This window comes from Pectobacterium polaris (assembly GCF_002307355.1).
Taxonomy (GTDB): Bacteria; Pseudomonadota; Gammaproteobacteria; order Enterobacterales; family Enterobacteriaceae; genus Pectobacterium; species Pectobacterium polare.
Genome location: NZ_CP017481.1, coordinates 1396194 through 1420909 on the forward strand (window position 1 = coordinate 1396194; position 24716 = coordinate 1420909).

Annotated in this window: 18 protein-coding genes, 6 tRNA genes, 3 rRNA genes and 1 riboswitch; of the genes, 23 read left to right on the forward strand and 4 right to left on the reverse strand. The window is 49.3% G+C overall.

Going from position 1 to position 24716, the window contains the following annotated elements:
- Positions 1-525: 525 nt before the first annotated feature.
- A complete protein-coding gene (gene metF, locus BJJ97_RS06295; protein WP_095993406.1) occupies positions 526-1422 on the forward strand; it encodes a methylenetetrahydrofolate reductase in 897 nt (298 codons plus the stop codon).
- A gap of 634 nt (positions 1423-2056) precedes the next feature.
- Positions 2057-2965 (forward strand): DNA-binding transcriptional regulator OxyR, encoded by a 909-nt coding sequence (gene oxyR, locus BJJ97_RS06300; RefSeq protein ID WP_010308165.1) that lies wholly within the window; start codon positions 2057-2059, stop codon positions 2963-2965.
- Here oxyR and sthA read toward each other — a convergent pair.
- On the reverse strand, positions 2957-4363 hold the full coding sequence (gene sthA, locus BJJ97_RS06305; protein WP_014916982.1) for a Si-specific NAD(P)(+) transhydrogenase: 1407 nt from the start codon (positions 4361-4363) through the stop codon (positions 2957-2959). The two genes, oxyR and sthA, sit on opposite strands and share 9 nt — an antisense overlap.
- A gap of 211 nt (positions 4364-4574) precedes the next feature.
- On the opposite strand from sthA, the gene fabR reads away from it, so the two are divergent.
- Together fabR and BJJ97_RS06315 are read left to right on the forward strand one after the other, a co-directional pair.
- On the forward strand, positions 4575-5204 hold the full coding sequence (fabR, locus tag BJJ97_RS06310; RefSeq protein WP_039486831.1) for an HTH-type transcriptional repressor FabR: 630 nt from the start codon (positions 4575-4577) through the stop codon (positions 5202-5204).
- 32 nt (positions 5205-5236) lie between these two features.
- Positions 5237-5623 (forward strand): YijD family membrane protein, encoded by a 387-nt coding sequence (locus BJJ97_RS06315; protein ID WP_095993407.1) that lies wholly within the window; start codon positions 5237-5239, stop codon positions 5621-5623.
- A gap of 40 nt (positions 5624-5663) precedes the next feature.
- Here the strand turns inward: BJJ97_RS06315 and trmA are convergent, their stop codons facing one another.
- Complete coding sequence (gene trmA, locus BJJ97_RS06320; protein WP_095993408.1) at positions 5664-6767, reverse strand: tRNA (uridine(54)-C5)-methyltransferase TrmA; 1104 nt, start codon at positions 6765-6767, stop codon at positions 5664-5666.
- 133 nt (positions 6768-6900) lie between these two features.
- Positions 6901-7125: riboswitch (cobalamin riboswitch) on the forward strand.
- Between the two features lie 66 nt (positions 7126-7191).
- Between trmA and btuB the strand changes: the two genes are divergently transcribed.
- The 9 genes from btuB (at position 7192) to birA (ending at position 17583) form a co-directional block, all read left to right on the forward strand.
- Entirely contained in the window at positions 7192-9069 is a 1878-nt protein-coding gene (gene btuB / locus BJJ97_RS06325) for a TonB-dependent vitamin B12 receptor BtuB (RefSeq protein ID WP_095993409.1), read from the forward strand.
- A complete protein-coding gene (gene murI / locus BJJ97_RS06330) occupies positions 9014-9874 on the forward strand; it encodes a glutamate racemase (RefSeq protein ID WP_095700901.1) in 861 nt (286 codons plus the stop codon). Before btuB ends, murI begins: the two co-directional genes overlap by 56 nt.
- A gap of 380 nt (positions 9875-10254) precedes the next feature.
- A 16S ribosomal RNA gene (locus tag BJJ97_RS06335) occupies positions 10255-11796 on the forward strand.
- 74 nt (positions 11797-11870) lie between these two features.
- A tRNA-Ile gene (locus BJJ97_RS06340) sits at positions 11871-11947 on the forward strand.
- A 42-nt stretch (positions 11948-11989) separates the two neighbouring features.
- Positions 11990-12065: transfer RNA gene (locus BJJ97_RS06345), tRNA-Ala, on the forward strand.
- A 220-nt stretch (positions 12066-12285) separates the two neighbouring features.
- A 23S ribosomal RNA gene (locus BJJ97_RS06350) occupies positions 12286-15195 on the forward strand.
- A gap of 120 nt (positions 15196-15315) precedes the next feature.
- A 5S ribosomal RNA gene (rrf, locus tag BJJ97_RS06355) occupies positions 15316-15431 on the forward strand.
- Together the 16S, 23S and 5S rRNA genes with 2 tRNA genes alongside form the textbook arrangement of a ribosomal RNA operon.
- Before the next feature lie 158 nt (positions 15432-15589).
- Positions 15590-16627 carry a UDP-N-acetylmuramate dehydrogenase gene (gene murB / locus BJJ97_RS06360; protein ID WP_095993410.1) on the forward strand — a complete coding sequence of 346 codons (1038 nt, stop codon included), beginning with the start codon at positions 15590-15592 and terminating at the stop codon, positions 16625-16627.
- Positions 16624-17583, forward strand: a complete 960-nt coding sequence (gene birA, locus BJJ97_RS06365) for a bifunctional biotin--[acetyl-CoA-carboxylase] ligase/biotin operon repressor BirA (protein ID WP_095993411.1) — start codon at positions 16624-16626, stop codon at positions 17581-17583. The genes murB and birA overlap by 4 nt, the downstream gene beginning before the upstream one ends.
- A 30-nt stretch (positions 17584-17613) precedes the next feature.
- Here the strand turns inward: birA and coaA are convergent, their stop codons facing one another.
- Both coaA and BJJ97_RS06375 read right to left on the reverse strand, forming a co-directional pair.
- Positions 17614-18564, reverse strand: a complete 951-nt coding sequence (gene coaA / locus BJJ97_RS06370) for a type I pantothenate kinase (RefSeq protein WP_012772929.1) — start codon at positions 18562-18564, stop codon at positions 17614-17616.
- 211 nt (positions 18565-18775) lie between these two features.
- On the reverse strand, positions 18776-19324 hold the full coding sequence (locus BJJ97_RS06375; protein ID WP_095993412.1) for a GNAT family N-acetyltransferase: 549 nt from the start codon (positions 19322-19324) through the stop codon (positions 18776-18778).
- Positions 19325-19655: 331 nt separating this feature from the next.
- On the opposite strand from BJJ97_RS06375, the gene BJJ97_RS06380 reads away from it, so the two are divergent.
- The 10 genes from BJJ97_RS06380 to rplJ all read left to right on the forward strand — a co-directional run bounded on the left by BJJ97_RS06380 (position 19656) and on the right by rplJ (position 24694).
- Positions 19656-19731: transfer RNA gene (locus BJJ97_RS06380), tRNA-Thr, on the forward strand.
- Between the two features lie 15 nt (positions 19732-19746).
- Positions 19747-19831: transfer RNA gene (locus BJJ97_RS06385), tRNA-Tyr, on the forward strand.
- A gap of 130 nt (positions 19832-19961) precedes the next feature.
- Positions 19962-20036: transfer RNA gene (locus BJJ97_RS06390), tRNA-Gly, on the forward strand.
- A 6-nt stretch (positions 20037-20042) separates the two neighbouring features.
- Positions 20043-20118: transfer RNA gene (locus BJJ97_RS06395), tRNA-Thr, on the forward strand.
- Between the two features lie 107 nt (positions 20119-20225).
- On the forward strand, positions 20226-21410 hold the full coding sequence (gene tuf / locus BJJ97_RS06400) for an elongation factor Tu (protein ID WP_095700750.1): 1185 nt from the start codon (positions 20226-20228) through the stop codon (positions 21408-21410).
- Between the two features lie 237 nt (positions 21411-21647).
- Complete coding sequence (gene secE, locus BJJ97_RS06405) at positions 21648-22031, forward strand: preprotein translocase subunit SecE (protein ID WP_095701239.1); 384 nt, start codon at positions 21648-21650, stop codon at positions 22029-22031.
- 3 nt (positions 22032-22034) lie between these two features.
- Complete coding sequence (gene nusG, locus BJJ97_RS06410) at positions 22035-22580, forward strand: transcription termination/antitermination protein NusG (RefSeq protein WP_005970339.1); 546 nt, start codon at positions 22035-22037, stop codon at positions 22578-22580.
- A gap of 162 nt (positions 22581-22742) precedes the next feature.
- On the forward strand, positions 22743-23171 hold the full coding sequence (rplK, locus tag BJJ97_RS06415) for a 50S ribosomal protein L11 (protein ID WP_005970337.1): 429 nt from the start codon (positions 22743-22745) through the stop codon (positions 23169-23171).
- A 3-nt stretch (positions 23172-23174) separates the two neighbouring features.
- Positions 23175-23879: a 50S ribosomal protein L1 gene (gene rplA, locus BJJ97_RS06420; protein WP_095701240.1), complete on the forward strand. Its 705-nt coding sequence runs from the start codon at positions 23175-23177 to the stop codon at positions 23877-23879.
- Between the two features lie 317 nt (positions 23880-24196).
- Positions 24197-24694, forward strand: a complete 498-nt coding sequence (gene rplJ / locus BJJ97_RS06425; protein ID WP_012772934.1) for a 50S ribosomal protein L10 — start codon at positions 24197-24199, stop codon at positions 24692-24694.
- Positions 24695-24716 lie beyond the last annotated feature (22 nt).

The following is a 24716-nucleotide window of genomic DNA, read 5'->3' on the forward strand; positions in this document are numbered from 1 at the left end:
AATCCCGCCATTTTCATGCTACCTCGTAGCACACGCCCGACACGGGGCGGCTCAGCGCCGCTCGCCCCGTGCCCCCTGGCTTTCCGGCGTGAATTATGCCGCTGCGCGGTGCCTTCGTCGGTATCAGGCTTAGAGGACCGCTTGCGACACGTTTACTCACCCCATAAACGGGGCTCGCCCTTCGGGCCAGCACAAGTGCTGTTCAAAAACGTCTCTGACGTTTTTGTCCGACGTGGCGCAAGCTTTCGCCGCGTCCCTGCGGCTCATCCTAAGCCTGCTATCTCCTCAGCATAATTTTTTACGCCGGATAACGGCAAAACCCACGACATCTTTGGGTTTGCGCATAAAAGTTACCACGCCTGAACCATCATGAACTTTCTTCATTTAGTGTGAGCAATCATCACGGCTTGTCGTGCTGAAAAACGTTGACTCTTTAAGCGGATTACGTCATTTTCTATATAGACGTCTAAACGTATAGACGTGTAGCGAATGATAATAACAGTCACGGTCAATGGGGTAGCAGGTATGAGCTTTTTTCACGCAAACCAGCGGGAAGCGCTGAATCAAAGTCTGGCGGAATTACAGGGGCGCATTAATGTGTCATTCGAATTTTTCCCGCCGCGTACCAGCGATATGGAAGACACCCTGTGGAGTTCTATTGATCGACTGAGCAGCCTGAAACCCAAGTTTGTTTCCGTGACTTACGGGGCGAATTCTGGCGAGCGTGACCGTACTCACAGCATTATCAAAACGATTAAAGAGCGTACCGGGCTGGAAGCGGCACCTCATCTGACCTGCATCGATGCTTCACGCGAACAGCTGCGTGAAATCGCTCAGGATTACTGGGAGAGTGGTATCCGCCATATTGTCGCGCTGCGCGGCGACTTGCCTCCAGAAGGTGGCAAACCGGACATGTACGCGGCGGATCTGGTTTCCCTGCTGAAAGAGGTCGGCGATTTCGATATTTCCGTTGCTGCCTATCCTGAAGTACACCCTGAAGCGAAAAGCGCGCAGGCTGACCTGATTAACCTGAAACACAAGATTGATGCTGGCGCGAATCGCGCGATCACACAGTTCTTTTTCGACGTAGAAAGCTATCTGCGGTTCCGTGACCGCTGCGTGGCGACGGGCATTGATGTAGAAATTGTGCCGGGCATTCTGCCGGTATCGAACTTCAAGCAGTTGCAAAAATTTGCCACGATGACCAACGTCCGTGTGCCGAACTGGATGACGACCATGTTTGACGGCCTGGATAACGATCCAGAAACCCGCAAAATGGTGGGGGCGTCTATCGCCATGGATATGGTGAAAATTCTCAGCCGCGAAGGCGTAAAAGATTTCCATTTCTATACGCTGAACCGCGCGGAGCTGAGCTATGCGATTTGCCATACGCTGGGTGTCCGCCCTGATGTTGCACGCTGAAGTGACACGCAAGATTTCAGGAAGAAAGAGGCCGCAACGCGGTGACGAAGAGTAACGGTATTGGAATACCTTCCAACGTCACTTACGGCGGCTCTGAAAAGGAGGAGTCTCAGGGATGAGATTCCTATTCATGCAATTCGACCGACCGCGACTGACCGATTCAATGATTATCGCCAGCGCCTGTTTTTATCTCTTATCCCGTTTTTATCGCTAGTCGTTCCTATAAATAATCGTTTCTATTATTCATAACAGTATGATGACCGCTCGGCGGCGTTATGAATCATCCCCTGACTATTCGAGTCCTATATTTCTCTCCGCCTATTTCTATACCGTTAATGGTTTTGCCTGCTGGTCAGATTTCCCGGTGTCGATCGCGGGAGTATCGTTGGCTGATACACACAAAATGCTGTCGCTGCCAAATCGCTTGAAGATGTCAGTCTGCTTGTTATAGCGTGGTGGAAGGTGTGTAGGTATGCCCAAGTGGTACCGAAATCGTAAAAATATTGTTTTATTCCTGTAGAAATAAATAGATACGCTTTGGTGGGATATATTATTCATTTTGGATGTTGATAGGGATTATCGTTCATTGATATCCTATCTATCGCTGTTAGCTATCATGATAAGGAGAATAATAATGAATATTCGGGATTTAGAGTATCTTGTCGCGCTGGCAGAACATCGTCACTTTCGGCGTGCGGCAGATTCCTGCCATGTGAGTCAGCCAACACTCAGTGGACAGATTCGTAAACTGGAAGATGAACTCGGCGTGATGCTGCTGGAACGAACCAGTCGTAAGGTCTTGTTTACGCAGGCTGGGCTGCTGCTGGTCGAGCAAGCAAGAACGGTATTACGCGAGGTCAAAGTATTAAAAGAGATGGCGAGCCAGCAGGGTGAAACCATGTCCGGACCGCTGCACATTGGCCTGATCCCCACCGTGGGGCCTTATCTGCTACCGCAAATCATTCCGATGCTGCATCGCACGTTTCCCAAACTCGAAATGTACCTGCACGAAGCGCAAACCCATCAGCTGCTGGCCCAGTTGGACAGCGGCAAACTGGACTGCGCCATTCTGGCGATGGTGAAAGAGTCTGAAGCCTTTATCGAAGTTCCCCTCTTCGACGAGCCGATGAAGCTGGCGATTTATCAGGATCACCCTTGGGCGAACCGCGAACGCGTGGCGATGTCCGATCTGGCGGGTGAAAAACTGCTGATGCTGGAAGACGGCCACTGCCTGCGCGATCAGGCGATGGGCTTCTGTTTTCAGGCGGGTGCGGATGAAGATACGCATTTCCGGGCGACCAGTCTGGAGACGCTGCGCAACATGGTCGCAGCCGGAAGCGGTATTACGCTGCTGCCAGCATTGTCGGTACCACGTGAGCGTGAACGCGACGGCGTCTGTTATTTACCGTGCTATAAGCCGGAGCCCAAGCGCACTATCGCACTGGTGTATCGCCCCGGTTCACCGCTGCGCGGACGTTATGAGCAACTTGCTGATACCATCCGCGAGCATATGCAGGGCTATATGGAAACCCTGTCAAAATAAGCGGTTAAGCCCGTTCAGCGCCGCTACACGGTACGCTTCTGCCATGGTTGGATAGTTGAAGGTGGTATTAACGAAATATTCGATAGTATTACCTTCACCTTTCTGTTCCATGATCGCCTGCCCGATGTGGATAATCTCAGCGGCGCGCTCACCAAAGCAGTGAATACCCAGAATCTGTTTCGTTTCACGGTGAAACAGAATCTTCAAGCTCCCCACATTCATCCCAACAATCTGCGCCCTAGCCAGATGTTTGAACTGTGCCCGCCCGACTTCATAAGGCACTTTCATCGCGGTGAGCTCTTGCTCGGTTTTCCCCACGGAGCTGATTTCCGGGATGGTATAAATGCCGGTTGGGATATCTTCGATCAGATGCGCGCTGGCATCGCCTTTGATAATCGCCTGTGCGGCAAGCCGCCCCTGATCGTACGCTGCTGATGCCAGGCTCGGATAGCCAATGACATCGCCGATGGCATAAATATGCGCCAGCGCCGTCTGGTACATGCTATTGACCTTGAGCTGGCCGCGACTGTCGGTGCTCAGGCCGATATTCTCCAGTCCCAGCGTTTCCGTGTTCCCCGTGCGTCCGTTGGCATAAAGCAGGCAGTCTGCCTTCATCTTTTTGCCTGACTTCAGATTAACGATAACGCCGTCAGACAGCCCTTCAATACTCTCGAACTCTTCGTTGTGGCGAATCACCACGCCGTTGTTCCAGAAATGGTAGGACAGGGCATCCGACATTTCCTGATCGAGAAAAGCCAGCAGCCTATCGCGGGTATTGATTAAATCGACCTTCACGCTCAGGCCGCGAAAAATAGAGGCATACTCGCAGCCGATAACGCCCGCACCATAAATGATGACGTGCTGAGGCTCGTGGTCGAGTTGCAGAATCGAGTCGCTGTCATAAATGCGTGGGTGGTTGAAGTCGACTTCTGCCGGATGATACGGACGTGAACCGGTCGCGATAATGATATTCGCGGCGGTCAGCGTTTCATGGGTATTGTCAGGGTAATGAACGGCAATCGTGTGTGCATCGATGAAGCTGGCTTCACCAGAAAACAACTCGCACTGATTACGCTCATAGAATCCTTGTCGCATACGGGTTTGCTGACCAATGACGCTGTCGGCGTGGCGCAGGATGTCGGAAAATGAGGAGCGAATAATGCGGGAATTGTCACTGTAGAGGGGGTTTTGATTGAACTCGATAATACGGCTGACGGCGTGGCGGAGGGCTTTAGAAGGAATCGTACCCCAGTGGGTACAGCCGCCGCCGACATTGTAGTGACGTTCAATCACCGCAATTTTGGCGCCGTGCTTGGCCAATCCCATTGCTGCACCTTCACCGCCGGGACCGGAGCCAATAACGATGGCATCGTAATCGAATTGATGTTGTAGAGTCATGGTAGGTTAAACCTGTTTTTATACAAATTAATAACGCGACTGTAACATTGCGCATTGTAACATCGACTGCGGCAGAACCCAATCATCCCTGCCTTTACTATGGACACAGATTCTCACATTCTTAATATGGCAAACTTTGTCTCATTCTGCGGACAATAAAGTTTGCTATAGTGCCCCTCTGGAAAGGGGAGTAGATCATTTGGGCAGCATAATGGGTGTCAGAGCACAACAAAAAGAACGGACTCGTCGTTCCCTTATTGAAGCTGCATTTAGCCAGTTAAGCGCTGAGCGAAGTTTTGCCAGCCTGAGCCTGCGTGAAGTTGCTCGCGAAGCGGGTATCGCGCCGACGTCTTTCTATCGTCATTTTCGTGACGTGGATGAGCTGGGGCTGACAATGGTTGACGAAAGCGGGCTGATGTTGCGCCAGTTAATGCGACAGGCTCGGCAGCGTATCGCCAAAACCGGTAGCATAATCAGGACGTCAGTTTCCACCTTCATGGAATTTATCGGCAATAATCCTAATGCGTTCCGGCTCTTGCTGCGTGAGCGCTCAGGGACGTCGGCAGCGTTCCGTGCGGCGGTCGCGCGGGAGATTCAGCATTTTATCGCTGAACTGGCGGATTATCTTGAGGTGGAAAATCATATTCCCCGCAGTTTCGCGGAAGCGCAGTCGGAAGCGATGGTGACCATTGTTTTCAGCGCAGGGGCGGAAGCCCTGGATGTTTCCCTGGAGCAGCGTAAACAGCTGGAAGAACGGCTGGTACTGCAACTGCGGATGATCGCCAAAGGTGCTTATTACTGGTACAGAAAAGAACACGATAGTAGCTTTACCGTGCCATAAATCCTCTATACCAACATGAGAAGGGAGAAACCATGACAGAAAAACCTCATCAAGAAAAAGGTACGCTGGTGCTGGCGTTGATTGCGGGCTTATCCGTGAACGGCGCATTCGCCGCCCTGTTCAGCAGCATTGTACCGTTCTCGATTTTTCCCCTGATTGCGCTGATATTATCCATTTACTGCCTGCATCAACGTTATTTGTACCACAGTATGCCCGAAGGTATTCCGATGCTGGCGGCGGCCAGTTTTCTGCTGGGATTACTGATTTATAGCGCCATTGTGCGCGTTGAATATCCCGCTATTGGATCGAACTTTATTCCTTCAATCCTGTGCGTGGTGTTGGTTTTCTGGATTGGCCTGAAGCTACGCCGCAGAAAAGAGACGGATTCCGTATCCGCAGAAGAAAGCGAGACGCTGTAGCGGGTAGATGCTGGCGGGGTGACCCGCCAGATTGTGTGCGTTACTGACGTTTTTCCAACAACACGCCACACTCCATGTGATGGGTGTAAGGGAATTGATCGAACAGCGCCAGACGGCGAATGTCGTGGGTTTCCGATAGCGTTTGCAGGTTATTGCTCAGCGTTTCTGGGTTGCAGGAAATATAAAGAATGCGCGGATACGCCTGTACCAGTTTCACCGTTTCGTCATCCAGTCCGCTGCGCGGTGGGTCAACAAAAATGGTCTCGCACTGGTAGCTTGTCAGATCGATACCCTGTAAGCGGTTAAACTGACGCACGCCCTGCATGGCCTGCGTAAATTCTTCTGCCGCCATACGGATAATCTGCACGTTCTCTATCTGATTCGCCGCGATATTATATTGTGCTGCCGCGACGGATGGTTTGGCGATTTCAGTCGCCAGCACGCGTTCGAAATTTCTTGCCAGCGCGAGTGAAAAATTGCCGTTGCCGCAATACAGTTCCAACAAATCCCCTGTTGACCCCGCCGTTGCATCCAGCGCCCATTCCAGCATCTGAATATTGATTGCCGCATTCGGCTGCGTGAAGCTGTTTTCTACCTGTCGGTAAATCATATCCCGACCTGCAACCGGCAGGCATTCATCGACATAATCGCGATCGAGGCAGATTTTGGTTTTTGTCGCGCGGCCAATCAACTGTAGACGGAACCCCTGCGCTGTCAGGCTATTGCGCAGCGCACGGGCATGTTCCTGCCACTCCTCATCCAGTGCGCGGTGATACAGCAGAGAAACGATCGCTTCGCCGCTCAGGGTGGACAGATAATCTATCTGGAACAGCTTACGGCGTAGAACGGGATCAGGCTGAATGGCGGCAAGCAGTTCCGGCATCAGGCGGTTGATCAGTTCACTGGCTGCCGGAAAGCGATCGACCCGAATACGCTGTTTGGTTTGCTGGTCAAACATGATGTGGTAAAGCTCGTCGCCATCGTGCCAGATACGGAATTCGGCGCGCATCCGATAGTGGCTGACGGGAGAACGGAAGACGACAGGCTCCGGTGCATTGAAAGGTGCCATCATTCCACGTAGACGCTCGGTTTTCTCTGCAAGCTGGTCGTCGTATTGTTCGATGGGCAGGATTTCTGGCGTCATGGTTTTCTCGTCTGAACAGCGTCTAAAAGGGTGTTATTGGCCGGGAATTGTAGGGAATCTACCCAGGAAGTCCAGTTTTGTTACGTTATTATCCTGTAGTGATATAGAAGTCTAGACTTCCACAATTCGCGATTGTAGGATGAGCGTCCGGCCTTGTATCACAAGTCAAAAGGGAATCCAGTGTAAATCTGGAGCTGACGCGCAGCGGTAAGGAAAGCCCCGGCGATAGCATTATTATGCAGACACTGTCTTTTATAGATGGGAAGTCATCGCTTTCGTTGTACCCCCTACTGTCGTTGACGGTTTGTGGTCACAACGGCATCCAAGCCCGAAGACCTGCCGGAATACGTCGCAATTGGTTCTGCATATCGCGTGCTATTAACAGAGCCTGCGGCATCCTTATTATTTCTCGGATGCTTTAACAATGATTAAAAAAATTTCGCTGCTGACGGCGCTTTCTGTCACGGCATTTTCTGGCTGGGCGCAGGAAAACAGTTCATCTCCAAATTCGTCATCGGAAAAAAATACCGACGATATGGTAGTCACGGCAAATCGTTTCGCACAGCCAGTTTCGTCGGTGCTGGCGGCAAACAGTATCGTAACTCGAGCTGATATCGATCGCTGGCAGGCGAAGTCGCTCAATGATGTGATGCGTCGTTTGCCGGGTGTAGATATTGCTGAGAATGGTGGCCGTGGGCAGCTTGGATCAGTGTTTATCCGTGGCGGAAGTGCGAGCCATGTATTGGTGCTGGTTGATGGCGTTCGTCTTGCCTCTGCCGGAGTCTCTGGCAGTGTTGACTTCAGTCAGATACCAATGTCGCTGGTGCAGCGTATTGAATATATTCGCGGTCCTCGTTCAGCCGTTTATGGTTCTGACGCTATCGGCGGGGTTATTAACATTATTACTGAACGTGCCCAAGATGGTGGAGTGCTAAATGCTGGTTACGGCTCGCATGCCTATCAAAACTATGATGGCTCAGTACGCGGTCATGTGAGTGACAATACCGTAGTAAGCGTTGCAGGAAGCTATGAAGCGACCCACGGATATAATGTTTATCCTTCCTCGTCTTTGCCGATTGACAGAGATAATGATGGTTATCGCAGTAAATCGTTTTGGGGAGCGTTGGAACAGCGTTTTTCTGAAAGTACTTCCGGCTTTTTCCGTGCTTATGGATATGACAATAATACGGATTATGATGCCGTTTTTAGCGGTAGCAGTGATAAGCGCTACTTGAATACTCGCAATTATGATGCGGGGCTGAAGTTCAACGAAGGCATATATTCCAGCCAATTAATCGCGAGTTACCAAACCTATGATGATCTGAATTTTAACGATGCGACTGGAAAATATAACGGAACCATTACACAAATTGAGCAACGTAATCTGCAATGGGGCAATGTCTTCAGTGTTGGAAATGGTAGCTTAAGTCTGGGGGCGGATTGGCGCAATGAGCGCGCTGAAGCGGGAGGGATGTCTGCGTATACGAACGCCCAAAGCCGCGATAATACAGGGATATACCTGACCACTCAGCAACAGTTTGGTTCTGTTACCTTAGAGGGTGCTGTACGTGGTGATGATAATCAACAATATGGCCGGCATGGTACGTGGCAAACCGGTGCTGCATGGGAATTTGTTGATGGTTATCGAATTGTAGGTTCTTACGGTACGGCATTTAAAGCGCCAACATTTGACAAGATATATGACACAGCATACTCGCAGGGGAATCCCAATTTATCACCCGAAGAAAGTAAGCAGTGGGAAATTGGCGTAGAAGGCTTAAGTGGTCCAGTAAATTGGCGAGTTTCTGGTTACCGTAATGAGGTTAATGACCTCATTAACTACCGTGCGATTAACTTCTCAACGGGCACATACGATAATATCGGTAAAGCGGTAATGACCGGGGCTGAGTTTACCGCGGCCTATGATACATGGTGGTTGTCGCATCAGGTGACTCTGGAATATTTGGATGCTAAGGATAAAACGGCAGATAAAGCTTTAGCGCGTCGTGCCCATAAGAAAGCGAAGTATGAGCTTTCTACGACATTGGAAAATAATGTAAATGTGTCGTTGACGTGGCTTTATCAAGGCGCTCGTTCTGATACTAATTTTGATGTTTTCCCCTCTCAGCCTGTCAAACTTGGCGGATATAGTACTTGGGATCTCGCTGCCTCATATCCGATCACCTCTCATCTGACAGTTCGTGGTAGAATCGCCAACCTGTTTGATAAAGATTATGAGACGGCATATGGCTACCGCACGGCAGGGCGAGAATACTATCTCACCGGAAGCTATACCTTCTAACCTGCCATCCCGTCCTACGGTTCTGGTCTTCGATTCAGGCGTAGGCGGGCTGTCTGTTTATGACGAAATCCGGCAGCTCTTGCCGGATCTTCACTATATATACGCATTCGATAATGAAGCGTTTCCCTATGGTGAGAAATCACAGCAGTTCATTATCGAGCGCGTAGTTGAGATTGTTAACGCAGTTCAACAACGTCATCAGCTTGCATTAGTTGTGATTGCCTGCAATACGGCGAGTACGATTTCCCTTCCTGCTCTGCGTGAGCGCTTTACTTTCCCTGTCGTGGGTGTCGTCCCAGCGGTTAAACCGGCGGCTAAGCTGACACGCAACGGCGTTGTTGGGCTATTGGCGACGCGCGCAACGGTTCAACGCCCGTATACGCACGAACTGATTGCCCGTTTTGCTACGGATTGCCAGATTTTGTCATTGGGATCGTCAGAGCTGGTCGAGTTAGCAGAAGCGAAATTGCAGGGGGAGACGATCTCTATTTCCGAATTGCAAAAAATTCTGCGCCCTTGGCTGCGTTTACCGGAACCGCCAGATACGGTCGTGCTTGGGTGTACGCATTTTCCATTATTAGCAGAAGAACTGAAAATGGCCTTGCCAGATGGTACGCGTCTTGTGGATTCTGGTGCTGCTATAGCTAAAAGAACAGCATGGCTGATTGCTAATCTGGATAATCCTCCACTTTCGACAGATAAGAATCTGGTTTACTGCCTGGCGATTACACCTAAAGTCGCTACGCTGTGGCCAATATTGCAGCGTTATGGCTTCAATTCGCTGGAAAAACTGCCACTTTCATAGCTTTGTGGGCAAATAGTAGACAAACGATAACTTTTTTGCATTTAGCGCTTGTCAGCGTGCGAGAAGTCCCTATAATGCGCATCCACTGACACGGCAACAGCGACACGCGGTTGTGGTGACAGCAAAAAGATTCAACGAAGGCAATCAGTAATGACTTGACTTCACAGCGGAAAAGCATAGTATATGCAGCCCGCGCCACCGATGAAGTGGCACTGCTCTTTAACAATTTAATCAGACAATCTGTGTGGGCACTCACAAGACCGTATCTTAAACGATATAAAAAGTCTTGAAGAGTGAACAACAGTAAAATTCATTACGAATGAACAGTGACTAATTCTTTGAGCATCGCTTCTCGAGTAGAAGCAAATCAAACAAATCTTAAATTGAAGAGTTTGATCATGGCTCAGATTGAACGCTGGCGGCAGGCCTAACACATGCAAGTCGAGCGGTAGCACAGGAGAGCTTGCTCTCTGGGTGACGAGCGGCGGACGGGTGAGTAATGTCTGGGAAACTGCCTGATGGAGGGGGATAACTACTGGAAACGGTAGCTAATACCGCATAACCTCGCAAGAGCAAAGAGGGGGACCTTCGGGCCTCTCGCCATCAGATGTGCCCAGATGGGATTAGCTAGTAGGTGAGGTAATGGCTCACCTAGGCGACGATCCCTAGCTGGTCTGAGAGGATGACCAGCCACACTGGAACTGAGACACGGTCCAGACTCCTACGGGAGGCAGCAGTGGGGAATATTGCACAATGGGCGCAAGCCTGATGCAGCCATGCCGCGTGTGTGAAGAAGGCCTTCGGGTTGTAAAGCACTTTCAGCGGGGAGGAAGGCGATAAGGTTAATAACCTTGTCGATTGACGTTACCCGCAGAAGAAGCACCGGCTAACTCCGTGCCAGCAGCCGCGGTAATACGGAGGGTGCAAGCGTTAATCGGAATGACTGGGCGTAAAGCGCACGCAGGCGGTCTGTTAAGTTGGATGTGAAATCCCCGGGCTTAACCTGGGAACTGCATTCAAAACTGACAGGCTAGAGTCTTGTAGAGGGGGGTAGAATTCCAGGTGTAGCGGTGAAATGCGTAGAGATCTGGAGGAATACCGGTGGCGAAGGCGGCCCCCTGGACAAAGACTGACGCTCAGGTGCGAAAGCGTGGGGAGCAAACAGGATTAGATACCCTGGTAGTCCACGCTGTAAACGATGTCGACTTGGAGGTTGTGCCCTTGAGGCGTGGCTTCCGGAGCTAACGCGTTAAGTCGACCGCCTGGGGAGTACGGCCGCAAGGTTAAAACTCAAATGAATTGACGGGGGCCCGCACAAGCGGTGGAGCATGTGGTTTAATTCGATGCAACGCGAAGAACCTTACCTACTCTTGACATCCACAGAATTCGGTAGAGATACCTTAGTGCCTTCGGGAACTGTGAGACAGGTGCTGCATGGCTGTCGTCAGCTCGTGTTGTGAAATGTTGGGTTAAGTCCCGCAACGAGCGCAACCCTTATCCTTTGTTGCCAGCGATTCGGTCGGGAACTCAAAGGAGACTGCCGGTGATAAACCGGAGGAAGGTGGGGATGACGTCAAGTCATCATGGCCCTTACGAGTAGGGCTACACACGTGCTACAATGGCGTATACAAAGAGAAGCGACCTCGCGAGAGTAAGCGGACCTCATAAAGTACGTCGTAGTCCGGATTGGAGTCTGCAACTCGACTCCATGAAGTCGGAATCGCTAGTAATCGTAGATCAGAATGCTACGGTGAATACGTTCCCGGGCCTTGTACACACCGCCCGTCACACCATGGGAGTGGGTTGCAAAAGAAGTAGGTAGCTTAACCTTCGGGAGGGCGCTTACCACTTTGTGATTCATGACTGGGGTGAAGTCGTAACAAGGTAACCGTAGGGGAACCTGCGGTTGGATCACCTCCTTACCAAAAAAGATGTGTGTTAAGTGAAGTGCTCACACAGATTGTCTGATGAAAATAACGAGCAGAAATACCTTAATAGGCTTGTAGCTCAGGTGGTTAGAGCGCACCCCTGATAAGGGTGAGGTCGGTGGTTCAAGTCCACTCAGGCCTACCAACTCTTCCATGAGTGGTATTTAAGGTATCTGTAAGCAACGATGGGGTTATAGCTCAGCTGGGAGAGCGCCTGCCTTGCACGCAGGAGGTCTGCGGTTCGATCCCGCATAGCTCCACCATCACTACTCGCTATATAGAAAACTTCAGAGTGTACCTGTTTGGGTGCACTGCGAAGTTTTGCTCTTTAACAATCTGGAACAAGCTGAAAATTGAAACATGACAGCTGAACATGCATTGATGCCTGCGGGTATGAATGGTGTATCAGTGTGTCAATGAGTATCTCAAATAATCGCAGCACGACAGTGACTTTGATTTATCAAAGACACCTTCGGGTTGTGAGGTTAAGCGACTAAGCGTACACGGTGGATGCCTAGGCAGTCAGAGGCGATGAAGGGCGTGCTAATCTGCGATAAGCGTCGGTAAGCTGATATGAAGCGTTATACCCGACGATACCCGAATGGGGAAACCCAGTGTGTTTCGACACACTATCATTATGTGAATACATAGCGTAATGAGGCGAACCGGGGGAACTGAAACATCTCAGTACCCCGAGGAAAAGAAATCAACCGAGATTCCCCTAGTAGCGGCGAGCGAACGGGGAGGAGCCCAGAACCTGAATCAGTTTGTGTGTTAGTGGAAGCGTCTGGAAAGTCGCACAGTAAAGGGTGATAGTCCCGTACACAAAAATGCACAGATTGTGAGTTCGATGAGTAGGGCGGGACACGTGACATCCTGTCTGAATATGGGGGGACCATCCTCCAAGGCTAAATACTCCTGACTGACCGATAGTGAACCAGTACCGTGAGGGAAAGGCGAAAAGAACCCCGGCGAGGGGAGTGAAATAGAACCTGAAACCGTGTACGTACAAGCAGTGGGAGCCTTGATTAATCAGGGTGACTGCGTACCTTTTGTATAATGGGTCAGCGACTTATATTCTGTAGCAAGGTTAACCGTATAGGGGAGCCGCAGGGAAACCGAGTCTTAACTGGGCGTTAAGTTGCAGGGTATAGACCCGAAACCCGGTGATCTAGCCATGGGCAGGTTGAAGGTTGGGTAACACTAACTGGAGGACCGAACCGACTAATGTTGAAAAATTAGCGGATGACTTGTGGCTGGGGGTGAAAGGCCAATCAAACCGGGAGATAGCTGGTTCTCCCCGAAAGCTATTTAGGTAGCGCCTCGTGAATTCATCTTCGGGGGTAGAGCACTGTTTCGGCTAGGGGGTCATCCCGACTTACCAACCCGATGCAAACTACGAATACCGAAGAATGTTATCACGGGAGACACACGGCGGGTGCTAACGTTCGTCGTGAAGAGGGAAACAACCCAGACCGCCAGCTAAGGTCCCAAAGTCATGGTTAAGTGGGAAACGATGTGGGAAGGCACAGACAGCCAGGATGTTGGCTTAGAAGCAGCCATCATTTAAAGAAAGCGTAATAGCTCACTGGTCGAGTCGGCCTGCGCGGAAGATGTAACGGGGCTAAACCATGCACCGAAGCTGCGGCAGCGACACTTAGGTGTTGTTGGGTAGGGGAGCGTTCTGTAAGCCGTCGAAGGTGGCCTGTGAGGGCTGCTGGAGGTATCAGAAGTGCGAATGCTGACATAAGTAACGATAATGCGGGTGAAAAACCCGCACGCCGGAAGACCAAGGGTTCCTGTCCAACGTTAATCGGGGCAGGGTGAGTCGACCCCTAAGGCGAGGCTGAAAAGCGTAGTCGATGGGAAACAGGTTAATATTCCTGTACTCGGTGTTACTGCGAAGGGGGGACGGAGAAAGCTAGGTTATCCGGGCGACGGTTGTCCCGGTTTAAGCGTGAAGGTGGATGACTTTGGTAAATCCGGGTCGTCATTAACACTGAGGCGTGATGACGAGTCACTACGGTGATGAAGTAACCGATGCTACGCTTCCAGGAAAAGCCTCTAAGCTCCAGGTAACATCAAATCGTACCCCAAACCGACACAGGTGGTCAGGTAGAGAATACTCAGGCGCTTGAGAGAACTCGGGTGAAGGAACTAGGCAAAATGGTGCCGTAACTTCGGGAGAAGGCACGCTGATGGTAGGTGAAGTGACTTGCTCACGGAGCTGAAATCAGTCGAAGATACCAGCTGGCTGCAACTGTTTAATAAAAACACAGCACTGTGCAAACACGAAAGTGGACGTATACGGTGTGACGCCTGCCCGGTGCCGGAAGGTTAATTGATGGGGTCAGCCGCAAGGCGAAGCTCTTGATCGAAGCCCCGGTAAACGGCGGCCGTAACTATAACGGTCCTAAGGTAGCGAAATTCCTTGTCGGGTAAGTTCCGACCTGCACGAATGGCGTAATGATGGCCAGGCTGTCTCCACCCGAGACTCAGTGAAATTGAACTCGCTGTGAAGATGCAGTGTACCCGCGGCAAGACGGAAAGACCCCGTGAACCTTTACTATAGCTTGACACTGAACCTTGAGCCTTGATGTGTAGGATAGGTGGGAGGCTTTGAAGCGTGGACGCCAGTCTGCGTGGAGCCAACCTTGAAATACCACCCTTTAATGTTTGATGTTCTAACGTGGGCCCGTAATCCGGGTTGCGGACAGTGTCTGGTGGGTAGTTTGACTGGGGCGGTCTCCTCCCAAAGCGTAACGGAGGAGCACGAAGGTTAGCTAATCCTGGTCGGACATCAGGAGGTTAGTGCAAAGGCATAAGCTAGCTTGACTGCGAGAGTGACAGCTCGAGCAGGTGCGAAAGCAGGTCTTAGTGATCCGGTGGTTCTGAATGGAAGGGCCATCGCTCAACGGATAAAAGGTACTCCGGGGATAACAGGCTGATACCGCCCAAGAGTTCATATCGACGGCGGTGTTTGGCACCTCGATGTCGGCTCATCACATCCTGGGGCTGAAGTAGGTCCCAAGGGTATGGCTGTTCGCCATTTAAAGTGGTACGCGAGCTGGGTTTAGAACGTCGTGAGACAGTTCGGTCCCTATCTGCCGTGGGCGTTGGAAGATTGAGAGGGGTTGCTCCTAGTACGAGAGGACCGGAGTGAACGCACCACTGGTGTTCGGGTTGTGATGCCAATTGCATTGCCCGGTAGCTAAGTGCGGAAGAGATAACCGCTGAAAGCATCTAAGCGGGAAACTTGCCTCGAGATGAGTCTTCCCTGGGCACTAGATGCCCCTGAAGGGCCGTTGAAGACGACGACGTAGATAGGCTGGGTGTGTAAGCGTAGCGATACGTTGAGCTAACCAGTACTAATGACCCGAGAGGCTTAACCTTACAACACCGAAGGTGTTTTGAGACGACTCAAAAAACAATACTCAGCTTGTTCAAAGATTGGTTCTGATGGTTGTGCGAGCGCGTAAGCAACGTATAACGGTTGGAATGAAACAGAATTTGCCTGGCGGCGATAGCGCGGTGGTCCCACCTGACCCCATGCCGAACTCAGAAGTGAAACGCCGTAGCGCCGATGGTAGTGTGGGGCTTCCCCATGTGAGAGTAGGGAACTGCCAGGCATCAAACAAGTGGAAAGCCTCTGTCGAAAGACAGGGGCTTTTTGCTATGGGAAATTTTTGGTGTATGTTGTTTATACCTTACCTGTGGTAAAAGACAGTCGGTATCTTGCGTAGATCAGGTAGACTATGTGATATCTGAATTAGTAGGTATTTCCAGCATGGTGTCGAGCATTATTTCATTGAAGTCTCATAACTCTTTCTCATTATCTGTGTCTGCGTCCCGCATTACGGTAGCGGATACTCAAGAGAAATTGATCGAAGAATGGCGCGTCGCCTGCGTATCACAAGAGCCCATTTTATTACTAGGAGAAGGAAGTAATGTCCTTTTTCTGGAAGATTTTTTAGGTACTATTCTGCTAAATCGGCTCAAAGGTATAGATGTTCGAGAAGAGAGCGATGGCTGGTATCTTCATATTGGTGCAGGTGAGAATTGGCATCAATTAGTTGAATATACGCTTAAATACGGTATTACCGGGTTAGAAAATCTAGCGCTAATTCCTGGATGTGTAGGGTCTGCACCGATACAAAATATTGGTGCGTATGGTATTGAACTACAAAATGTCTGTGATTATGTGGAATTGCTGGATCTGACTGAAGGTAAGGTCATGCGTCTTAGCACTGAGGAATGCCAGTTCGGTTACCGTGAAAGTATATTTAAGCATCAATACCGCTCTGGGTTTGCGATTACTGCTGTAGGGCTTTTTTTAAAGAAAGAGTGGCATCCAGTACTTAACTACGGCGATTTGGCAAAACTGAATCCTGAAACTGTGACGCCACAGCAGGTATTTGATTCTGTCTGTCATATGCGTCGAAGTAAACTCCCAGATCCTGTAGTGACAGGTAATGCTGGTAGCTTCTTCAAAAATCCAATAATTACACAACAGCATGCCGAACGTATTTTACGAGAGTATCCGAATGCTCCTCAGTATTTACAAGCCGATGGTAACGTTAAATTGGCCGCTGGGTGGTTAATTGATCAGTGCCAGCTTAAAGGATTCCAGCTTGGTGGTGCAGCTGTTCACGAGAAACAGGCATTAGTTCTGATTAATAAGAATAATGCAAAAAGCTCAGATATTGTTGAATTAGCTCGTTACGTCCGCAATCAGGTTGCGGAAAAATTCTCCATACAGCTGGAGCCTGAAGTTCGCTTTATTGCTGCGTGTGGAGAGGTCAATGCCATCGAGGTATTATCATGAAAGATATTACGGTTCCTCTTAAATTAATTAAAATCCTCTCTGATGGTGAGTTTTATTCCGGTGAGCTACTTGGCGAAATGATGGGGATGAGCCGAGCTGCGATTAATAAACATATTCAAACTATACGTGATTGGGGAATTGATGTTTTTACTGTAACGGGTAAGGGCTATTCTTTGCCAGCGCCTATGCAGTTATTAGATGAAGAAGTCATTCTTAAGCACCTACCGGAAGGTGGCGTGACGGTTTTACCTGTCGTTGATTCTACGAATCAGTACATTTTAGAACGATTGGATACGCTGTCATCCGGTGATGCATGCCTTGCTGAGTATCAGCAATCTGGGCGTGGTCGTCGGGGGCGGCAATGGTTTTCACCCTTTGGTGCGAATTTGTACTTATCCTTATATTGGCGTCTAGAACAGGGACCCGCTGCGGCTGTTGGGGTGAGTCTGGTTATTGGTATCGTAATGGCCGAAGTGCTACATAAGCTTGGTGCTGATGGTGTTCGAGTCAAGTGGCCGAATGATTTGTATCTGAAAGATAGAAAGTTGGCTGGCATTCTTGTCGAACTTACCGGAAAAACGGGAGATGCTGCTAATTTGGTAATTGGTGCAGGCATTAATTTACAAATGAGAGAACCTGCTCCAGATACGATTAATCAAGGCTGGATAAATTTACAAGAGGCAGGTATAGAGATTAATCGTAATACTCTTGCTTCGACTCTTATTTCTGAATTAAGAAGTGCTTTGGTTATCTTTGAACTACAAGGTCTTGAACCATTCATTTCCAGATGGGAAAAGTTGGATAACTATTTTAATCGCCCGGTCCGTTTGATTATCGGTAATCGCGAAATACATGGGATAGATCGAGGAATAGATCACCAGGGTGCATTGTTATTAGAAAACGATGGTCTGATAACACCGTATATTGGTGGGGAAATTTCTCTGCGCGGTGCATAAAAAAGGGGGAGATATCCCCCTTTTGCATATTCATTTTCTTAATCTAACACATTCAACGGCATGGTTAGCGCTTTTAGTCATAATGAGACTAGCTCTCTCTCGGGTAGGGAGAATATTTTCTTTTAGATTAAGTCCGTTAATTTCCTTCCATAATTGAGATGCAATACCGACAGCTTCTTCTTCCGTCAATTTTGCATAATTATGGAAGTATGAATTTGGATTTGAGAATGCACCCTGCCTGAATTTCAAAAATCTATTTATATACCATGTCTGTAACAGTGTTTCAGGTGCATCCACATAAATAGAGAAATCCACAAAATCAGAAACAAAAACTCTATGTGGATCATGTGGATAATCCATTCCGCTTTGTAAGACATTTAAGCCTTCTAATATTAAAATGTCAGGTTGCTCCAACACTTTATTGTTATTAGGGACAATGTCATATGTCAGGTGGGAATAAGTTGGGGCGGTGACTTTATGTGTTCCTGATTTTATATCGGAAACAAATTTAACCAGGCTATGCATATCGTATGACTGCGGAAAGCCTTTTTTCTTCATCAAGTCGCGTTCTTTTAGCACCTTATTTGGATGAAGAAACCCATCGGTTGTAATCAGTTCTACACTGCGGTGTTCCGGCCAGCGGCTTAATAACGCCTGGAGCACACGAGCTGTAGTACTTTTCCCTACAGCGACACTGCCTGCAATACCGATTATGTAAGGTATCTTTTGGCCATCAGTTCCTAAGAACTGCTCAAGCACTGCCTGACGTCGTAAATTAGAGCTGATATAGAAATTGAGCAGGCGAGATAGCGGCAGATAAATTTCCGCGACTTCGTCTAATGAAAGATCTTCGTTAATCCCTTTGAGCTTAACGATTTCTTCCTCTGTCAGCGTTAACGGGACGGAATCGCGCAAGGCGGCCCATTGGCTGCGGTTAAATTGTAGATATGGCGTGGCCAAAGATTGCTCTCTATTGCTCATAAGTCGTGTTCTGCCTGCTTAACAGGTAAGAAAAGGGACTCTTAGCTCAGCGAAGAAAACGGGCTATTAGTTTAGCCAACGCGATGATCGCGGCACCTTCTCTTATGTAATAAATTTTTGATAATGGGCAGGTTAACACTTTGCTGCTAGAAAGAAGAAGAGAAAATCGGTGCTGTACCCGATGCTGCTATGTTTACGCATCGGGTGCTCGCTAACTAGCGATGGCTTTACCTAAACCATTCACGGCAAAGAGGCGCTTATAATAAATGGCCGTTGGGTGATAGTAGCCATCGGGTGTGCAAGCATAGTCTGGTAATTCTCCCAGATGGCGATAGCCCAATGCACGGTAGAACGCTTCTGCGGGGGAACCTGCTTGAGTATCTAAGTAGAGTAAACCCCTCTGTTGTGAAAGCGCGCTCTGTTCCAATAGTTGAATGAGCAGTCGGCCTATTCCTGTTCTTCTTGTGCGACTGTGAACCAATAATTTTTGAATTTCAGCTCTGTTTTTCCCATTTGGTTTTTGACATAACTCAAGCTGTACGCTTCCGACAACACCCTCCTCATCGCGCGCTACCCATAACATGCGTTCACCGCTGGCGACGGATGTTTGCAAACTATGAAAATATTCTGTGGCTTCTTTGTGGGACAGTGGCGAGTGGTATCCAACAGAAGCACCTTTTTCTACAGCATCTATCAGTAGGCTAGCCAGTTCCTCACGATAGACAGGTAAGGTTGCGGCATTGAGTTGAACGGTTTTCATCGTATTTTTCCTCTTCGACAGAAATTTATTTCTAACCAAGCAAAATGCATTCCAGGTTCATGCCCTTAGAAAAGCGAGCAAAATAGCATCGGTCAGTGCAGTGCGTGCTCTTCTAAAGAGCAAAACGGTATTTTAGGTGCAAGAGGCATAGGCGGAAATTTGATGGAGAAACTTCTACTTTACTGGATGGAATTGGTGGTTCTTTGCGCTAATTCTTACTGTTACTCTAGATTTATAGCCGGATTTGGATAAAATCTAAGCGATAGCGCATTTTACGCAATTTTTTTGTTGCATCAAGCGTTCTGTCTACCTAGAATGCGCAGCACTTGATGCCGGCTTAGCTCAGTAGGTAGAGCAACTGACTTGTAATCAGTAGGTCACCAGTTCGATTCCGGTAGCCGGCACCATCAAGTACACAATCAGGTGGGGTTCCCGAGCGGCCAAAGGGAGCAGACTGTAAATCTGCCGTCACAGACTTCGAAGGTTCGAATCCTTCCCCCACCACCAAATTCAATCCTGGCAACAGGATACTCGATACGGTAGCAAGAGTAAGCCGGATCGACGAAGGCGGGGTCTATAAAATCTTATTCCCCGACTTCAAAATCTACAGAAAAATTAGGTAGCCGAGTTCCAGGATGCGGGCATCGTATAATGGCTATTACCTCAGCCTTCCAAGCTGATGATGTGGGTTCGATTCCCACTGCCCGCTCCAAGATGTGCTGATATAGCTCAGTTGGTAGAGCGCACCCTTGGTAAGGGTGAGGTCGGCAGTTCGAATCTGCCTATCAGCACCACTTCCTTTTCCTCCTCCTGATTTTCTTTCTGTGAATAAATTCAGCAAGCTATCGCTTGGTTGATGTGGTGATACCACCGATTTATCCGTGTCTTAGAGGGACAATCGATGTCTAAAGAAAAATTTGAACGTACAAAACCGCACGTTAACGTCGGTACTATCGGCCACGTTGACCATGGTAAAACAACGCTGACCGCTGCAATCACTACCGTTCTGGCTAAAACCTACGGTGGTAACGCGCGTGCATTCGACCAGATCGATAACGCACCGGAAGAAAAAGCACGTGGTATCACCATCAACACCTCTCACGTTGAATACGATACCCCGTCTCGCCACTACGCGCACGTTGACTGCCCAGGACACGCCGACTATGTGAAAAACATGATCACCGGTGCTGCTCAGATGGACGGCGCGATTCTGGTTGTTGCTGCGACTGATGGCCCAATGCCTCAGACCCGTGAGCACATCCTGCTGGGTCGTCAGGTTGGCGTTCCTTTCATCATCGTGTTCCTGAACAAATGTGACATGGTTGATGACGAAGAGCTGCTGGAACTGGTTGAGATGGAAGTACGTGAGCTGCTGTCTCAGTACGACTTCCCAGGCGACGACACCCCAGTGGTTCGTGGTTCTGCTCTGAAAGCGCTGGAAGGCGAAGCTGAGTGGGAAGCAAAAATCATCGAACTGGCAGGCTACCTGGATTCTTATATTCCAGAACCAGAGCGTGCGATTGACAAGCCGTTCCTGCTGCCAATCGAAGACGTATTCTCCATCTCCGGTCGTGGTACCGTTGTTACCGGTCGTGTAGAGCGCGGTATCGTTAAAGTTGGTGAAGAAGTTGAAATCGTTGGTATCAAAGATACTGCGAAATCTACCTGTACTGGCGTAGAAATGTTCCGCAAACTGCTGGACGAAGGTCGTGCAGGCGAGAACGTTGGTGTTCTGCTGCGTGGTATCAAGCGTGAAGAAATCGAGCGTGGTCAGGTACTGGCTAAGCCGGGTTCAATCAAGCCGCACACCCAGTTCGAATCAGAAGTGTATATCCTGAGCAAAGATGAAGGCGGCCGTCATACTCCGTTCTTCAAAGGCTACCGTCCTCAGTTCTACTTCCGTACAACTGACGTAACGGGCACCATCGAACTGCCAGAAGGCGTAGAGATGGTTATGCCGGGCGACAACATCAAAATGGTTGTTACCCTGATCCACCCAATCGCGATGGATGACGGTTTGCGTTTCGCAATCCGTGAAGGCGGCCGTACAGTAGGCGCGGGCGTTGTTGCTAAAGTTATCGCTTAATCGCTGATAACGTTTGACGCGACACGCGATAAAAGGGCATCATTTGATGCCCTTTTTCTACGCTGTCATGGTAGAACCTATCTCATCAGCGATTGTGAGATATAATCATTGGTGAGATAGGCTCTGTAGATACGGCGTAAATACCGAATTATTCGTTTTACAGAACATCTTTCGGTTTGGTTGCTCCGTGGTTACGGGGCAAAGTTATTTGTCTGAATCATTGTGACAGGTTGGTTTATGAGTGCGAATACCGAAGCTCAGGATAGTGGGCGTGGCCTGGAAGTGATTAAGTGGCTAGTAGTAGGTGCCTTGCTGGTCGTTGCGATTGTTGGCAATTATTATTACCGCGAATTTAGTCTTCCTCTGCGTGCATTGGCTGTTGTTATCCTGATCGCCGCAGCCGGTGGTGTGGCCCTGCTGACCACAAAAGGCAAAGCAACCGTAACGTTTGCTCGCGAAGCGCGTACTGAAGTACGCAAAGTAATTTGGCCGACTCGTCAGGAAACGTTACACACCACGTTAATCGTTGCCGCGGTTACTGCCGTGATGTCACTGATTTTGTGGGGACTGGATGGTATTCTGGTCCGTCTGGTATCGTTTATCACTGGCCTGAGGTTCTAAAAGATGTCTGAAGCTCCAAAAAAACGTTGGTACGTCGTTCAGGCGTTTTCTGGTTTTGAAGGTCGCGTAGCACAGTCTCTGCGCGAGCACATCAAACTCCATAATATGGAAGAGCTTTTTGGCGAAGTCATGGTTCCTACTGAAGAAGTAGTTGAGATCCGTGGTGGTCAACGTCGCAAGAGCGAACGCAAGTTTTTCCCTGGTTATGTTTTAGTACAGATGGTTATGGAAGATGCGAGTTGGCATCTTGTGCGCAGTGTACCTCGTGTTATGGGGTTCATTGGCGGCACATCTGACCGTCCTGCTCCAATCAGTGACAAAGAAGTGGATGCGATTATGAATCGTCTCCAGCAGGTTGGTGACAAGCCTCGTCCGAAAACGTTGTTTGAACCGGGTGAAATGGTTCGCGTCAACGATGGTCCATTTGCCGACTTTAATGGCGTTGTTGAAGAAGTCGACTACGAGAAGAGCCGCCTGAAGGTGTCTGTTTCTATATTTGGCCGTGCGACACCTGTTGAATTGGACTTTGCTCAGGTCGAAAAAGGCTAATTGCCTGACAAGACTTGCTGAAAATAGCGACTTGCCTATGGCGCGAAATTAACCTATAATTTCGCGCCTTTTGTTTTTCAGTGGCCTTAACGGCGTCTGAAACGTAATACAAACCACGGGGAGCCTTTTACTAGGCGCTATTACCCAATCGAGGAAAGTTAAATGGCCAAGAAAGTACAAGCCTACGTCAAGCTGCAAGTTGCAGCTGGTATGGCTAACCCGAGCCCACCGGTAGGTCCGGCTCTGGGTCAGCAAGGTGTTAACATCATGGAATTCTGTAAGGCGTTCAATGCTAAAACTGAAAGCCTTGAGAAGGGTCTGCCGACTCCAGTTGTTATTACCGTTTATTCTGACCGTTCTTTCACCTTCGTTACCAAAACGCCTCCAGCAGCTGTTCTGCTGAAGAAAGCGGCTGGTATCAAGTCTGGTTCTGGCAAGCCGAACAAAGACAAAGTAGGTAAAGTAACGAGCGCTCAGGTTCGTGAAATCGCAGAAACTAAAGCTGCGGACATGACTGGTTCTGATGTAGACGCCATGGCGCGCTCTATCGCAGGTACTGCTCGTTCCATGGGCCTGGTAGTGGAGGATTAATAAATGGCTAAGCTGACCAAGCGCATGCGCGTGATCCGTGACAAAGTTGATGTAACTAAACAGTATGACATCAACGAAGCTGTTGCTCTGCTCAAAGAGCTGGCCACTGCTAAATTCGTAGAAAGTGTAGACGTAGCTGTTAACCTCGGCATCGATGCACGTAAATCTGACCAAAACGTTCGCGGCGCAACCGTTCTGCCTCATGGTACCGGTCGTTCTGTTCGCGTAGCAGTCTTCACCCAAGGCGCAAACGCTGAAGCGGCTAAAGCTGCTGGTGCTGAGTTTGTGGGCATGGAAGATCTGGCTGACCTGATCAAGAAAGGCGAAATGGGCTTTGACGTTGTTATTGCATCTCCAGATGCAATGCGCGTTGTTGGCCAATTGGGCCAGGTTCTGGGTCCACGCGGCCTGATGCCAAACCCGAAAGTGGGTACTGTGACTCCTAACGTTGCTGAAGCAGTTAATAATGCTAAAGCTGGTCAGGTTCGTTACCGTAACGACAAGAACGGCATCATCCATACCACTATCGGTAAGGTTGATTTCGATTCTAACAAATTGAAAGAAAACCTGGAATCTTTGCTGGTTGCGCTGAAAAAAGCAAAACCATCTCAGGCGAAAGGCGTGTTCATCAAGAAAGTTAGCTTGTCTACCACTATGGGTGCTGGCGTTGCCATCGACCAGAGCGGTCTGAACGCTGCTGCGAACTAATAGCTTTTGTTCCGCTTTACTCGGGTGTGAGATTTACCTATAATTTTACGCCCGTTGTTCCTCAAGTGGAATAACGCAAGAATTTTTCGGTTGGAGCCTGGCCTATCCAGGCCTCCGTCCAAGACCGCAGGTGTTTCGTAAGAAACTTAATTCTCCTGCGTAGACGGTGACAGAGCCTAAATAACGTTTTTCTTTTTTATAAAGAATAATTTTTTACTGGATTCTGCTCACCGTGTTTCAACGCTTATCTCTAATTTTGGCGATAAGTGAAGTGAGTTCCGGAGAGTTTCTCCGGCTATATCCAGGAGCAAAAGCTAATGGCATTAAATCTTCAAGACAAACAAGCGATTGTTGCTGAAGTCAGCGAAGTAGCCAAAGGTGCGCTGTCTGCGGTTGTTGCGGATTCTCGTGGCGTTACCGTTGATAAAATGACCGAACTGCGTAAAGCAGGTCGTGAAGCTGGCGTTTACATGCGTGTTGTTCGTAACACCCTGCTGCGCCGCGTCGTTGAAGGCACTCAATTTGAATGCCTGAAAGACACGTTTGTTGGTCCGACCCTGATTGCATATTCTATGGAACACCCGGGCGCTGCTGCTCGTCTGTTCAAAGAGTTCGCGAAAGCGAATGCAAAATTTGAGGTCAAAGCTGCAGCCTTTGAAGGCGAGCTGATCCCGGCGGCTCAAATTGACCGTCTGGCAACGCTGCCGACTTACGAAGAAGCACTGGCACGTCTGATGTCGACCATGAAAGAAGCCGCTGCCGGCAAACTGGTCCGCACTCTGGCTGCTGTTCGCGATGCAAAAGAAGCTGCGTAATAGCGCTTTTTTTTCTACCGTA